This is a genomic window from Pseudomonas sp. LB3P81, from assembly GCF_054897965.1.
This window is the reverse complement of the sequence record NZ_JBUBVG010000001.1, coordinates 3,951,699-3,966,147: the sequence shown is the minus strand read 5'-3', so window position 1 is coordinate 3,966,147 and position 14,449 is coordinate 3,951,699. Positions and strand designations below refer to the sequence as shown.

The following is a 14,449-nucleotide window of genomic DNA, read 5'->3' as shown; positions in this document are numbered from 1 at the left end:
ACTGCGCTTTCAGCCGAGCCACAGGAGCCCGCCATGAGCGAATTCAAACGCATCCCCCCAGAACAGGCCCAGGCCCTGCGCGAGCAAGGCGCGGTGGTGGTCGATGTTCGCGACCCAGCCACCTTTGCCGCGCTGCACATCAGTGGCTCGAAGCATCTGGACAACCATTCCCTGCACGCTTTCATTCAGGGCGCTGATCTGGACGCCCCGACAGTCGTGGTCTGCTATCACGGCAATTCCAGCCAGGGCGCGGCGGCCTACCTGATCAGCCAGGGCTTCTCCGACGTCTACAGCATGGATGGCGGTTTTGAGCTGTGGCGTACGACTTATCCTTCGGAAACAGCGCAAGGCACTTCCGAATAATTTTTTTGTAACGCGCAAGCCCCCGGCTCCCGCGGGCTAGCGCGGTAGCGGACGAACGGTCTGCCACAACTAATTACGTATCTCGCCTTTACCTCCCGAATTCCCAACTATCCTTAAGCGCAGGCCATCCAAAACAGGGGAGAGCCGGTACACCGGCGCGCGGATCATCGGGAGTAGCTTTCGGAGTCGTCAGCTCCGAAAGAGTTCTGGGGGGTAAACAGCGACTGCCTGTTCGGTTGCTGCCAGCATCGACTGAATGATCCGGCGTCGGCTCCACGTATCGAGCGAGGTGACGTCATGAGTATCTTTAGCCACTTCCAACAACGCTTCGAGTCCACACGCCAGGAAGAACTCTCGCTACAAGAGTACCTGGAGCTGTGCAAAAAGGACCGCAGCGCCTACGTTTCCGCCGCCGAGCGTCTCTTGCTGGCCATCGGAGAACCGGAGCTGCTCGACACCTCGACCAACTCGAGGCTTTCGCGAATCTTTTCCAACAAGGTGATCCGCCGCTATCCGGCCTTCGAAGACTTCCACGGGATGGAAGAATGCATCGACCAGATCGTGTCGTATTTCCGCCATGCCGCTCAGGGACTGGAAGAAAAGAAACAGATCCTCTACCTGCTCGGCCCTGTCGGCGGCGGTAAATCGTCCCTGGCCGAGAAGCTGAAACAGCTTATCGAGAAGGTGCCTTTCTACGCGATCAAAGGCTCGCCCGTTTTCGAATCGCCCCTGGGTCTGTTCAACGCCACTGAAGATGGCGCGATCCTCGAGGAAGACTTCGGCATTCCGCGGCGCTATCTCAATACCATCATGTCGCCATGGGCCACCAAACGCCTGGCCGAATTCGGCGGCGACATCAGCCAGTTCCGCGTGGTGAAACTCTACCCGTCGATTCTCAACCAGATCGCCGTGGCCAAAACCGAGCCGGGAGATGAAAACAACCAGGACATCTCGGCACTGGTGGGCAAGGTCGATATCCGCAAACTGGAAGAGTTCCCGCAAAACGACGCCGATGCCTACAGCTATTCGGGCGCACTGTGCCGGTCCAACCAAGGCCTGATGGAATTCGTCGAAATGTTCAAGGCGCCGATCAAGGTGCTGCACCCATTGCTGACCGCCACTCAGGAAGGTAACTACAACAGTACCGAAGGTCTGGGGGCGATTCCGTTTACCGGGATCCTGCTGGCCCACTCCAACGAATCGGAATGGCACACCTTCCGCAACAACAAGAACAACGAAGCCTTCATCGACCGGATCTACATCGTCAAAGTCCCATACTGCCTGCGGGTCAGCGATGAAGTGAAGATCTACGACAAGCTCTTGTTCAACAGCTCGCTGGCCAAGGCCCATTGCGCACCTGACACCCTGAAGATGCTCGCCCAGTTCACCGTGCTTTCACGCCTCAAGGAGCCGGAAAACTCCAACATCTACTCCAAGATGCGCGTGTATGACGGCGAAAACCTCAAGGACACCGATCCGAAAGCCAAGTCGATTCAGGAATACCGCGACAACGCCGGTGTCGACGAAGGCATGAACGGCCTCTCGACCCGCTTCGCGTTCAAGATTCTGTCGAAGGTCTTCAACTTCGATCCACACGAAATCGCCGCCAACCCGGTGCACTTGCTGTACGTGCTGGAACAACAGATCGAGCAGGAACAATTCCAGGCCGAAACCCGTGAACGCTATTTGCGCTTCCTCAAGGAGTACCTGGCACCGCGTTATATCGAGTTCATCGGCAAGGAAATCCAGACAGCCTACCTCGAGTCCTACAGCGAGTACGGCCAGAACATCTTCGATCGCTACGTGCTGTACGCTGACTTCTGGATCCAGGACCAGGAATACCGCGACCCGGAAACCGGCGAGATTCTCAACCGCGTAGCGTTGAACGAGGAATTGGAAAAAATCGAAAAACCGGCTGGCATCAGCAATCCGAAGGATTTCCGCAACGAAATCGTCAACTTCGTGCTGCGCGCCCGAGCCAACAACAACGGCAAGAACCCAACCTGGCTCAGCTACGAAAAACTGCGGGTGGTCATCGAGAAGAAAATGTTCTCCAACACCGAGGACCTCCTGCCGGTCATCAGCTTCAACGCCAAGGCCAGCAAAGAGGACCAGCAGAAGCACAACGACTTCGTCACACGGATGGTCGAGCGGGGTTACACCGACAAACAGGTACGACTGCTGTCCGAGTGGTACCTGCGGGTCAGAAAATCACAATAACCCGCTGCCGGTCAGACCGGTTGTCGTCAGCCAGAGGCCTGTGTGCGCATTTTCTGTTACACAGACCTCTGGAAGGTGTTCGAAAGTCGGTAGCGAGTTCAGGCAGCATCCAAAGCGCTTGGGGGAGCGTTGAATATCCCTTGGCTCCCGGTCCGATGCTGCATCACCGCTCGCCCCTTTCAGGACAGCTTCTAAGGAGCAGTCATGAGCTATGTGATCGACCGACGTCTCAATGGCAAGAACAAGAGCACGGTAAACCGTCAGCGGTTTCTGCGGCGTTACCGTGATCACATCAAAAAGGCGGTAGAAGAGGCGGTCAGCCGGCGCTCCATTACCGATATGGAGCACGGCGAACAGATCAGTATTCCCGGCCGCGACATCGACGAGCCGGTGCTTCACCACGGTCGCGGTGGCAAGCAGACCGTCGTGCACCCCGGCAACAAGGAATTTACCAGCGGCGAGCACATTGCCCGTCCGCCCGGAGGTGGTGGTGGCAGAGGCCCGGGCAAGGCCGGCAACTCAGGCGAAGGGATGGACGAATTCGTCTTCCAGATCACCCAGGAAGAATTCCTCGAGTTCATGTTCGAGGACCTTGAGCTGCCGAACCTGGTCAAGCGTAACCTGACCGGCACCGACACCTTCAAGACCGTTCGTGCAGGGATCAGTAACGAGGGTAATCCGTCGCGGATCAACATCATCCGCACCTTGCGTTCGGCCCATGCGCGGCGCATCGCCCTGTCCGGCAGCAGCCGGGCGAAATTGCGCGAAGCCAAAGAAGAACTGCTGCGACTCAAACGGGATGAACCGGACAACTTCGGCGATATTCAGGAAATCGAAGCCGAAATCGAAAAGCTCAGCGCGCGCATCCACCGCGTTCCGTTCCTCGACACCTTCGACCTCAAGTACAACCTGCTGATCAAGCAACCCAACCCCAGCTCCAAGGCCGTGATGTTCTGCCTGATGGACGTGTCTGGCTCCATGACCCAGGCGACCAAGGACATCGCCAAGCGCTTCTTTATCCTGCTGTACCTGTTCCTCAAGCGTAACTACGAAAAGATCGACGTCGTGTTCATCCGCCACCACACCAGCGCCCGGGAAGTGGATGAGGAAGAGTTTTTCTACTCCCGCGAAACCGGCGGCACCATCGTTTCCAGCGCGTTGAAACTGATGCAGGAGATCATGGCCGAACGCTATCCAAGCAACGAGTGGAACATCTATGCGGCCCAGGCTTCCGACGGCGACAACTGGAATGATGACTCGCCGATCTGCCGCGATATTCTGATCAACCAGATCATGCCGTTCGTGCAGTACTACACTTACGTTGAGATCACCCCGCGCGAACACCAGGCCTTGTGGTTCGAATACGAACGCATTGCCGAAGCCTTTGCTGACACTTTTGCCCAGCAACAACTGGTCTCGGCCGGGGATATCTATCCGGTCTTCCGTGAACTCTTCCAGCGCAGGTTAGTAACATGACCGCCAAAGAGCAGAAGCGCCAACCCATTTCCACCGGCTCCGAATGGACGTTCGAGCTGATCCAGGCCTACGACCGCGAAATCAGCCGTATCGCGGCTCGCTATGCACTCGATACCTACCCCAACCAGATCGAAGTGATCACCGCCGAGCAGATGATGGACGCCTACGCCTCCGTCGGCATGCCGCTGGGGTATCACCATTGGTCCTACGGCAAACACTTCCTCAGCACCGAGAAATCCTACTCTCGCGGCCAGATGGGGCTGGCCTACGAGATCGTGATCAATTCGGACCCCTGCATCGCCTATCTGATGGAAGAAAACACCATCTGCATGCAGGCCCTGGTGGTGGCTCACGCCTGCTACGGGCACAACAGTTTCTTCAAAGGCAATTACCTGTTCCGCACCTGGACCGACGCGAGTTCGATCATCGATTATCTGGTGTTCGCCAAGCAGTACATCATGCAGTGCGAAGAGCGCCACGGCATCGATGCGGTCGAGGACCTGCTGGATTCCTGCCATGCGCTGATGAACTACGGGGTTGACCGCTACAAACGCCCTTACCCGATTTCCGCCGAAGAGGAGCGTCGTCGGCAAAAGGATCGGGAAGAGCATCTGCAGAAGCAGATCAACGATCTGTGGCGCACCATTCCCAAAGGCGCGGACAAGTACAGCGACAAGGACAATGCGCGCTTCCCCGCCGAACCCCAGGAAAATATCCTGTACTTCATCGAAAAACATGCGCCACTGCTGGAGCCTTGGCAGCGCGAGATCGTGCGCATCGTTCGCAAGATCGCGCAGTACTTCTATCCACAACGCCAGACCCAGGTGATGAACGAAGGCTGGGCGACGTTCTGGCATTACACCCTGATTAACGACCTGTACGACGAAGGCCTGGTCACCGACGGCTTCATGATGGAATTCCTGACGTCCCACACCAGCGTGGTGTTTCAGCCGGGCTTCGACAGCCCGTACTACAACGGGATAAACCCCTACACCCTGGGCTTTGCCATGTACCGGGACATCCGGCGCATGTGTGAAACCCCCACCGAAGAGGACTACCGCTGGTTCCCGGAAATTGCCGGCACCGACTGGCTGTCTTCCATCAAGTTCGCCATGAGCAGCTTCAAGGACGAGAGTTTCATCCTGCAGTACCTTTCACCAAAGGTGATCCGCGACCTGAAGTTGTTCAGCATTCTCGATGACGACCAGAAGGACGACCTGCTGGTGCCGGCCATTCATGATGAAGACGGCTACCGCACCATCCGTGAAACCCTGGCCGCGCAGTACAACCTGGGCAATCGTGAACCCAACATCCAGATCTACAGTATCGATCGCCGTGGTGACCGCTCCCTGACCCTTCGTCACCAGCAACACGACCGCAAACCGCTGGGCGAATCCACCGAGGAAGTGCTCAAGCACTTGCACCGCCTCTGGGGCTTCGACATTCACCTGGAAACCCTGCAAGGGGATCAAGTGATGAAAACCCACCATGTTCCACCCAGAAGCGAACACAGCGAAGGCGATTACGGTCGGCTGGACTTGGCCGTCATCCATCTTTGATCCTGTTTCTGCCTCCGGAAGTTCGACGCAACGGTTATTCTGTCGAGCTAACGGAGGTTTTTTATGCAGATTTATAAAGTTGGCGGCGCGGTTCGTGATCGCCTGCTGGGCAAACCTGTCACCGATATCGACTGGGTGGTGGTCGGGGCCACCACCGAAGAAATGCTCGCCAAGGGCTTTCGCCCGGTGGGTGCGGACTTCCCGGTGTTTCTTCATCCCAAAAGCGGTGAGGAATACGCACTTGCCCGGACCGAACGCAAAAGCGGACGCGGCTATGGCGGCTTCACCTTTCACGCCAGTCCCGAAGTGACGCTCGAAGAAGACCTGATCCGTCGTGACCTGACGATCAATGCCATGGCCGAAGACGATCAGCGGATTCTGACCGACCCCTACCATGGCCAACGTGACCTCGAGGCTCGCTTGCTTCGTCACGTTTCCCCCGCGTTCGCCGAAGATCCTCTCCGTGTTTTGCGTGTTGCGCGCTTTGCAGCGCGTTATGCGGAACTGGGTTTTACCGTCGCACCGGAAACCCTGGAACTGATGCGCGAGCTCAGCGAATCAGGAGAACTTGAAGCGCTGACGGCAGAACGCAGCTGGAAGGAAATTTCCCGCGCACTGATGGAAGATCAGCCACAAGTGTTTATCCAGGTGCTGCGCGACTGCGCCGCGCTGAAGGTGTTGATGCCGGAAGTCGATGCGTTGTTCGGCGTCCCGCAACCTGAAGCTCACCATCCGGAAATCGACACGGGCGTGCACACCTTGAGCGTGCTCGAACAAGCCGCACTGCACAAACAACCGCTGACTGTGCGCTGGGCCTGCCTGCTCCACGACTTGGGCAAAGGACTGACGCCGGAAGAAGAATGGCCGCGGCACATTGCCCACGAACACAAGGGCCTGAAGCTGATCAAAGCGGTCAATGAACGCTTCAAGGCGCCGAAGGACTGCCAGGAATTGGCGCTGTTGGTGGGCCAGTATCACACCCATGGTCATCGCGCTCTGGAGCTCAAGCCTTCGACCTTGCTGGAGTTGCTGCAGAGTTTCGATGTTTACCGTCGGCCGCAGCGATTCGAGGAGTTTATTGCGGCGTGTGAAATGGATGCTCGGGGGCGTAAAGGGCTGGAGCAGAGAAGTTATCCACAGGCGGATTATTTGCGTGGAGCGGCTAATGCTGCGCGAAGCGTGGCAGTTCAGCCGTTGCTGGAGAAGGGATTCAAGGGGCCGGAGTTGGGTGAGGCGATCAAGCATGAGCGGCTAAAAGCGCTGAAATCCTACAAAGAAGCGGCGTCTGCCTAAAAGCTTCGTCGGATCGCCGCCCGGAGCAAGTCGAATCGTCGCACCGCCGCTCCCACATTTGAACCGCGTCATACACAAATCAAATTGTGGGAGCGGGCTTGCTCGCGAAGGCGTCATCTGCCTCGCAACAAACTCAAAGGAGTCAACTGCTCCCCGCGCCACTCAAACGCCACCGGCGCCAACACCTGATCAATCTGCGCTTCGCCCCACAACGTTGCGAAGCTTTTGCCCACACCCGGATGCACACGATCCGGCGCAATCAGCGACAACGGCCACAACACAAAGGCATTTTTCAGAATCTCCGCCCTCGGCAGAATCAGGCCATCGAAGTTACCCACGAGGTCGCCAAACAGCAAAACGTCGATATCCAGCGGTAAACCCTTGCGGTCCGGCGCATAGCGGCCATTGTCCGCCTCAATGAATTTCAACCGGCGGTCCAACTCCATCAGCGGCAGATCGGTGTAAGCCGACACCACGAAATTGAAGAACGGCCCGCTCTTGATCCCCACAGGCTGGCTTTCGAACACCGCCGAGCAGCGTATATCCACGAGAAAACCCGCCAGGGCTTCCAGGCCGGCCTGCAAATGGGTTTCGCGCTCGATATTGCTACCGAGCCCGAGGTACACCTGAGTCAGCGACATCCGCGCTCGATCTCCACGCCCACACCACCGGTGGCCGCCGGGATGGCGCCTGGCTTGGTCAGCTTGAGGCGCATCCAGGTAATGTTGAATTCGCTCATCAGCACTTCCACAAGACGCTCTGCAAAGGTCTCGACCAGCTGGAACTGCGCCTGCTCGGCAAAGGCCTGGATGCGCGACGAAACGCTCGCATAATCGAGCGCCAGGGTCAGGTCGTCACCGGCGGCGGCCGGGCGATTATCCCAGGCGAAGCTCAGATCAAGACGCAGGCACTGTCGGATGCCTCGCTCCCAGTCGTAGGCACCGATAACAGTGTCGACTTCCAGGCCCTCGATAAACACTCTGTCCAAGCACTCTTCTCCGCTGCACGACAAGGGCGCAATGCGCCGTTAGAATCAGGGCGTCCTCGCCCGGAATAGTTAGCATGTTTTGGTTACTGGCGACTCTCGCCTACCTGCTTGGCTCTCTGTCCTTCGCCATTTTGCTCAGCCGCCTGACCGGTAACCCCGATCCGCGAATGAGTGGCTCGGGCAATGCCGGCGCCACCAACATGTTGCGCCTGGCTGGCAAAAAACTCGCCATCCTGACCCTCATCGGCGACCTCTGCAAAGGCCTGCTGCCGGTACTGATCGCAGGCGTTGCCGGCCTTTCGCTGCAAGAACAGGCCTGGATCGGCGTTTGCGCCGTGATCGGTCACCTGTTCCCTCTGTACTTTCGCTTTCGCGGCGGCAAGGGTGTCGCCACCGCCGCTGGCATGTTGCTGGGGCTTTACCCGCCGGCGGCCCTGCTGGCGGTCTGTGCGTGGCTGCTGACGTTCTCCCTGACCCGCACCAGCTCACTCGCCGCCCTGATCGCCACACCGCTGACCCTGCCGTTGCTGGCCTGGCAAGAACCGGCGGCATTGCTGCCCATGAGCGCGCTCACGGGCCTGATCGTCTGGCGCCATCGCGGCAATCTACGCGACCTGTTTGCCGGGCGCGAACGGCATTTTTAACTGCCGGACGTGAACGCCGCTCATCACAGGCCCGACAATTGCTCCATCGGCCAGCGCGCCTGCACGCTGATCGCCAGGCTTTCGTGCTGACCAGCCTGCAAGCGCTGGCAGCCGGCGAACGCGATCATCGCGCCATTGTCGGTGCAGAACTCCGGACGGGCGTAAAACACATCGCCCTTCAGGTCGCCGAGCATTTTCTCCAAAGAAGACCGCAACGCCTTGTTCGCGCTGACGCCACCAGCGATCACCAGACGCTTCATGCCCGCCTGTTTCAGGGCACGCTTGCACTTGATGGTCAAAGTCTCCACCACGGCCTGCTGGAACGCCAGCGCGATGTCGCAACGGGCTTGCTCGCTGTCGTCCCCGGCGCTAACGCACTGCTGCCAGGTATTCAGGGCAAATGTCTTCAGGCCGCTGAAGCTGAAAGCCAGGCCCGGGCGGTCGCACATCGGACGCGGGAAAGTGAAACGTCCTGCAACGCCCTGCTCCGCCAGACGAGCGATTTCCGGACCACCCGGATAATTCAGTCCCATCATCTTCGCCGTCTTGTCGAACGCTTCACCGGCTGCATCGTCAAGGGTCTCGCCCAAGAGCGTGTATTGACCGATCCCGTCGACCTGAACCAGCTGCGTATGACCGCCGGACACCAACAAAGCGACGAACGGGAATTCTGGCGGTTTTGACTCCAGCATCGGTGCCAGCAAGTGGCCTTCCATGTGATGCACGCCAAGGGCCGGAATACCCCAGGCAAAGGCCAGCGCCTGAGCGCAGGAGGCCCCCACCAGCAGCGCACCGACCAGCCCGGGACCCGCGGTGTAGGCGATCGCATCAATCTCGGTCGGCACGCAGCCGGCCTCGGCCAGCACCTGACGAATCAAGGGCAGCATGCGTTTGACGTGATCGCGCGAGGCCAGCTCCGGCACCACACCGCCATAGGCGCGATGCAGGTCGATCTGACTGAACAGCGCGTCGGCCAGCAGGCCGCGTTCACTGTCATATAATGCGACACCGGTTTCGTCGCAAGAGGTTTCTAATCCCAGTACTAGCATGGGTTTGCGCCTTGTTTAGGCTGAATTCGAAGGCGCGCATAATAGTCGCCATGGGATGCCCCGACTAGCGGTTTTCGATCAGAGGCTTTGCATTCCGAGCGATGAGGGGTTAACATCCGCAACCCTTAAAAACCGACGTCTTCAAGTGCTCTTTTGCCGCGAGGATGTTGACCCCGGTAATGAATGAAGGTAGCTCTGGATGCCAGCCGTCAAAGTAAAAGAGAACGAACCCTTCGACGTAGCTCTGCGTCGTTTCAAGCGCTCCTGCGAAAAAGCCGGTGTACTGGCTGAAGTTCGTAGCCGCGAATTTTACGAGAAGCCAACTTCTGAGCGTAAGCGCAAAGCAGCAGCCGCTGTTAAGCGTCACGCCAAGAAAGTTCAGCGCGAACAGCGCCGCGCCGTTCGTCTGTACTAATACACAGACGATCGTAGCAAGCTTCTGCCAAGCCCGGCCCTCAGCCGGGCTAATGGCATTTGCGGAAAACGCTTGATGCTTCACCGTCAAAGCCGCACACGCGACCGAGACAAACCTGCTTCACAGCGTCAGACCTGGCTCTTTTGCCAGCGGTGCACGTCTTTTCTGACGAGCCTTCCAAGGCTACTGACGAGCACACCCACTGATTCCTCTCACGACGATCAGCCCAAGGCACCTTCTTGCGTGCCCGCTTATTGAGCTATCCGGGGCCATCGACTGGCCGCAGCGGATTCAGCGAAACACTTTCAAATAGTCGAATACTGATTGTTATTAACGTCAGTGGTTTTTCGGCAGATACACTTCCCGACAGCGATTACGCAGACGACACTGGTCGAGCCGCACATTTTGCGTGCCTCAAACTACGACCCGTATTCGGCCGCCCTTCGTTTCGGGTCCATTTCAGCGCAGATGACGAGAACGCCATGGCCGGGCTAATTCCCCAGAGCTTCATTGACGACCTTCTGAACCGCACCGACATCGTCGATGTGGTCAGCTCGCGCCTGCAACTGAAAAAGGCCGGCAAGAACCACACCGCCTGCTGCCCGTTTCACAAAGAGAAAACCCCCTCCTTCAGCGTCAGCCCCGACAAGCAGTTCTATTACTGCTTCGGCTGCGGCGCTGGCGGTAACGCCCTCGGCTTCATGATGGACCACGACAACCTGGACTTCATCCAGGCTGTCGAAGAGCTGGCCAAAGCCGCCGGCATGGAAATCCCCCGCGAAGAAAGCGGCCGGCCGCACAAGCCGCGACAACCGACTGATTCGCCGCTGTACCCGCTACTCACCGCCGCCGCCGACTTTTACCGCCAGGCACTGAAAAGCCATCCATCGCGCAAAGCCGCTGTGGATTACTTGAAGGGCCGCGGATTGACCGGCGAAATCGCCCGGGACTTCGGACTCGGTTTCGCCCCGCCCGGCTGGGACAATCTGTTCAAGCATTTGAGCAGCGACACCCTGCAACAAAAAGCCATGGTCGATGCCGGCCTGCTGATCGAGAACGCCGAAACCGGCAAACGCTATGACCGCTTCCGCGATCGCGTGATGTTTCCGATCCGCGACAGCCGCGGGCGCATCATTGCTTTTGGTGGCCGGGTATTGGGTGATGACAAACCGAAATACCTGAACTCACCGGAAACTCCGGTATTTCATAAGGGCCAGGAACTCTACGGTCTTTATGAAGCGCGTAAAAACAACCGCAACCTCGACGAAATCATCGTCGTCGAAGGCTACATGGACGTCATCGCCCTCGCTCAGCAAGGTCTGCGCAACGCCGTCGCCACGCTAGGCACCGCCACCAGCGAAGAGCACTTGAAGCGACTGTTTCGTGTCGTGCCCAACGTGCTGTTCTGCTTCGACGGCGACCAGGCTGGCCGTAACGCCGCGTGGCGGGCACTGGAAGCCACACTGCCCTGCCTGCAAGACGGGCGACGGGCGCGCTTCCTGTTTCTGCCCGAGGGCGAAGACCCGGATACGCTGGTCCGCTCCGAGGGCACCGACGCGTTCCGCGCGCGAATCAATCAACACGCACAGCCACTGGCGGATTATTTCTTCCAGCAGTTGACCGAGGAATCCGATCCGCGCTCGCTCGAAGGCAAGGCCCACATGGCCACCCTCGCTGCACCACTGATCGACAAGGTCCCGGGTGCGAACCTGCGCATCCTGATGCGTCAGCGCCTGACCGAGATCACCGGACTGAGCGGTGAAGCCGTGAGTCAACTGGTGCAAAGCGCACCTCAGGACGCACCACCGGCTTACGATCCAGGCATCGATTACGACGCCATGCCGGACTACAGCGACTACCATCAGCCGCAGGCACAAGAGATGTATGTGCCACAGCAGGAATGGACGCCGAAGAAACCCGGCGCCGGCGGCAAGAAATGGGACAAGAAACCCTGGGACAAGAACAGCAAACGCGGCGGTGATCGCGATCAACAGAGCGCCCCCCGCACACCGATTGCTGTGGAAGCCCCGACTCTGATCGCGCTTCGCACGCTCATTCATCATCCAGAACTGGCCGGCAAGGTGGAAACCGCCGATCACTTCGCGAATGAGAGCAACACCTACGCACAACTGCTGGTGGCCCTGATCGAGGCCGTGCAAAAAAATCCTAAGCTAAACTCAATTCAGTTAATGGCCCGCTGGCACGGGACTGAGCAGGGACGTCTTCTCAAAGCTTTGGCGGAAAAGGAGTGGCTGATTGAAGGCGACAACCTTGAACAACAGTTTTTAGACACCATTACTAGGCTATCAGCAGGTCAACATACGGATAGCCTTGAAGCACTTATCAGAAAAGCAAGGCAACCGGGATTGACCGCAGAGGAAGCAAATCAGATAGCAAATCAGATGCGCGACCTATTAAAACGCAATAAGGCTGAACCAAACCCGACCTCAACTGGCGCGTGAGGTCATAGCTCAGGTATAATCCTCGGCTTGTTTTTTGCCCGCCAAGACCTTCAGTGGATAGGGTGTTATGTCCGGAAAAGCGCAACAGCAGTCTCGTATCAAAGAGTTGATCACACTTGGTCGTGAGCAGGGCTACCTGACTTACGCGGAGGTCAACGACCACCTGCCGGAGGATATTTCAGATCCGGAACAGGTGGAAGACATCATCCGCATGATCAATGACATGGGGATCAACGTATTCGAGGTTGCGCCAGATAAGGATTCCCTTATGCTGGCCGACGCCGATACCGACGAAGCCGCGGCCGAAGAGGCAGCAGCAGCGTTGGCAGCGGTCGAGACCGACATTGGTCGCACCACCGACCCGGTGCGCATGTACATGCGCGAAATGGGTACGGTAGAGCTCCTCACACGTGAAGGCGAAATCGAAATCGCCAAACGTATTGAAGAGGGCATCCGCGAAGTGATGGGCGCAATCGCGCACTTCCCTGGCACGGTTGACCATATTCTCTCCGAGTACACTCGCGTCACCACCGAAGGTGGCCGCCTGTCCGACGTCCTGAGCGGTTATATCGACCCGGACGACGGCATTGCGCCGCCTGCTGCAGAAGTGCCGCCGCCAGTCGATCCGAAAGCCGTGAAAGCGGACGACGACACCGACGACGATGACGCCGAAGCAACGGATGACGAAGAAGAAGCCGAAAGCGGTCCTGATCCGATTATCGCGGCACAGCGTTTTGGCGCTGTCTCCGATCAGATGGAAATCACCCGCAAGGCGCTGAAAAAGCACGGTCGCAACAACAAGGCTGCTATTGCCGAACTGTTGGCGCTGGCCGAGCTGTTCATGCCGATCAAACTGGTGCCGAAGCAATTCGAAGGCCTGGTCGAGCGTGTTCGCAGCGCCCTGGATCGTCTGCGTCAGCAAGAGCGCGCGATCATGCAACTGTGCGTTCGTGATGCCCGCATGCCGCGTGCCGATTTCCTGCGCCAGTTCCCGGGCAATGAAGTCGACGAAAGCTGGACCGATGCGCTGGCCAAAGGCAAAAGCAAATACGCTGAAGCCATTGGTCGCCTGCAGCCGGACATCATTCGTTGCCAGCAGAAGCTGACCGCGCTGGAAACCGAAACCGGTTTGACGATCGCCGAGATCAAGGACATCAACCGTCGCATGTCGATCGGTGAGGCCAAGGCCCGCCGCGCGAAGAAAGAGATGGTTGAAGCGAACTTGCGTCTGGTGATCTCCATCGCCAAGAAGTACACCAACCGTGGCCTGCAATTCCTCGATCTGATCCAGGAAGGCAACATCGGTCTGATGAAAGCGGTAGACAAGTTCGAATACCGCCGCGGCTACAAATTCTCGACTTATGCCACCTGGTGGATCCGTCAGGCGATCACTCGCTCGATCGCCGACCAGGCCCGCACCATCCGTATTCCGGTGCACATGATCGAGACGATCAACAAGCTCAACCGTATTTCCCGGCAGATGTTGCAGGAAATGGGTCGCGAACCGACCCCGGAAGAGCTGGGCGAACGCATGGAAATGCCTGAGGACAAGATCCGCAAGGTATTGAAGATCGCTAAAGAGCCGATCTCCATGGAAACCCCGATCGGTGATGACGAAGACTCCCATCTGGGTGACTTCATCGAAGACTCGACCATGCAGTCGCCAATCGATGTTGCTACCGTTGAGAGCCTTAAAGAAGCGACTCGCGAAGTCCTGTCCGGCCTCACTGCCCGTGAAGCCAAGGTTCTGCGCATGCGCTTCGGTATCGACATGAATACCGACCACACCCTCGAGGAGGTTGGTAAGCAGTTCGACGTGACCCGTGAACGGATTCGTCAGATCGAAGCCAAGGCGCTGCGCAAGCTGCGCCACCCGACGAGAAGCGAGCATTTGCGCTCCTTCCTCGACGAGTGATCACAAAACCCCCGGCCCAGGCCGGGGGTTTTGCTTTATGCAGATAAAATCCCCCGCACTTCCCT

The 14,449-nt window shown here is 58.2% G+C and carries 12 protein-coding genes; 9 read left to right on the top strand and 3 right to left on the bottom strand.

Annotated elements, in window-relative coordinates:
* Positions 1–33: 33 nt before the first annotated feature.
* From glpE to ACYZTL_RS18225, 5 genes are all read left to right on the top strand, one after another.
* Positions 34–363 carry a thiosulfate sulfurtransferase GlpE gene (glpE, locus tag ACYZTL_RS18245; RefSeq protein WP_008027054.1) on the top strand — a complete coding sequence of 110 codons (330 nt, stop codon included), beginning with the start codon at positions 34–36 and terminating at the stop codon, positions 361–363.
* Positions 364–660: 297 nt separating this feature from the next.
* Positions 661–2,583 carry a PrkA family serine protein kinase gene (locus ACYZTL_RS18240; protein WP_214379233.1) on the top strand — a complete coding sequence of 641 codons (1,923 nt, stop codon included), beginning with the start codon at positions 661–663 and terminating at the stop codon, positions 2,581–2,583.
* Positions 2,584–2,787: 204 nt separating this feature from the next.
* Positions 2,788–4,059: a YeaH/YhbH family protein gene (locus tag ACYZTL_RS18235; protein ID WP_461952960.1), complete on the top strand. Its 1,272-nt coding sequence runs from the start codon at positions 2,788–2,790 to the stop codon at positions 4,057–4,059.
* Positions 4,056–5,618 carry a SpoVR family protein gene (locus ACYZTL_RS18230; protein ID WP_461952959.1) on the top strand — a complete coding sequence of 521 codons (1,563 nt, stop codon included), beginning with the start codon at positions 4,056–4,058 and terminating at the stop codon, positions 5,616–5,618. The genes ACYZTL_RS18235 and ACYZTL_RS18230 overlap by 4 nt, the downstream gene beginning before the upstream one ends.
* A gap of 63 nt (positions 5,619–5,681) precedes the next feature.
* The gene (locus ACYZTL_RS18225) at positions 5,682–6,911 is read left to right on the top strand and encodes a multifunctional CCA addition/repair protein (protein ID WP_461952958.1); all 1,230 of its coding nucleotides are present in this window, start codon (positions 5,682–5,684) and stop codon (positions 6,909–6,911) included.
* A gap of 113 nt (positions 6,912–7,024) precedes the next feature.
* Here the strand turns inward: ACYZTL_RS18225 and folK are convergent, their stop codons facing one another.
* Together folK and folB are read right to left on the bottom strand one after the other, a co-directional pair.
* Positions 7,025–7,552, bottom strand: coding sequence for a 2-amino-4-hydroxy-6-hydroxymethyldihydropteridine diphosphokinase (folK, locus tag ACYZTL_RS18220; protein ID WP_461952957.1), 528 nt, complete (start codon positions 7,550–7,552; stop codon positions 7,025–7,027).
* The gene (gene folB / locus ACYZTL_RS18215) at positions 7,543–7,899 is read right to left on the bottom strand and encodes a dihydroneopterin aldolase (RefSeq protein WP_461952956.1); all 357 of its coding nucleotides are present in this window, start codon (positions 7,897–7,899) and stop codon (positions 7,543–7,545) included. The genes folK and folB overlap by 10 nt, the downstream gene beginning before the upstream one ends.
* 74 nt (positions 7,900–7,973) lie before the next feature.
* Between folB and plsY the strand changes: the two genes are divergently transcribed.
* A complete protein-coding gene (gene plsY / locus ACYZTL_RS18210; RefSeq protein ID WP_461952955.1) occupies positions 7,974–8,543 on the top strand; it encodes a glycerol-3-phosphate 1-O-acyltransferase PlsY in 570 nt (189 codons plus the stop codon).
* 23 nt (positions 8,544–8,566) lie between these two features.
* On the opposite strand, the gene tsaD is transcribed toward plsY, so the two are convergent.
* The gene (tsaD, locus tag ACYZTL_RS18205; protein ID WP_392891986.1) at positions 8,567–9,592 is read right to left on the bottom strand and encodes a tRNA (adenosine(37)-N6)-threonylcarbamoyltransferase complex transferase subunit TsaD; all 1,026 of its coding nucleotides are present in this window, start codon (positions 9,590–9,592) and stop codon (positions 8,567–8,569) included.
* 199 nt (positions 9,593–9,791) lie between these two features.
* On the opposite strand from tsaD, the gene rpsU reads away from it, so the two are divergent.
* The 3 genes from rpsU to rpoD all read left to right on the top strand — a co-directional run bounded on the left by rpsU (position 9,792) and on the right by rpoD (position 14,384).
* Positions 9,792–10,007, top strand: coding sequence for a 30S ribosomal protein S21 (gene rpsU, locus ACYZTL_RS18200; protein WP_002551877.1), 216 nt, complete (start codon positions 9,792–9,794; stop codon positions 10,005–10,007).
* A 482-nt stretch (positions 10,008–10,489) separates the two neighbouring features.
* Complete coding sequence (gene dnaG, locus ACYZTL_RS18195) at positions 10,490–12,469, top strand: DNA primase (protein ID WP_461952954.1); 1,980 nt, start codon at positions 10,490–10,492, stop codon at positions 12,467–12,469.
* Positions 12,470–12,536: 67 nt separating this feature from the next.
* The gene (gene rpoD, locus ACYZTL_RS18190) at positions 12,537–14,384 is read left to right on the top strand and encodes an RNA polymerase sigma factor RpoD (protein WP_461952953.1); all 1,848 of its coding nucleotides are present in this window, start codon (positions 12,537–12,539) and stop codon (positions 14,382–14,384) included.
* The last annotated feature ends 65 nt before the right edge of the window (positions 14,385–14,449 follow it).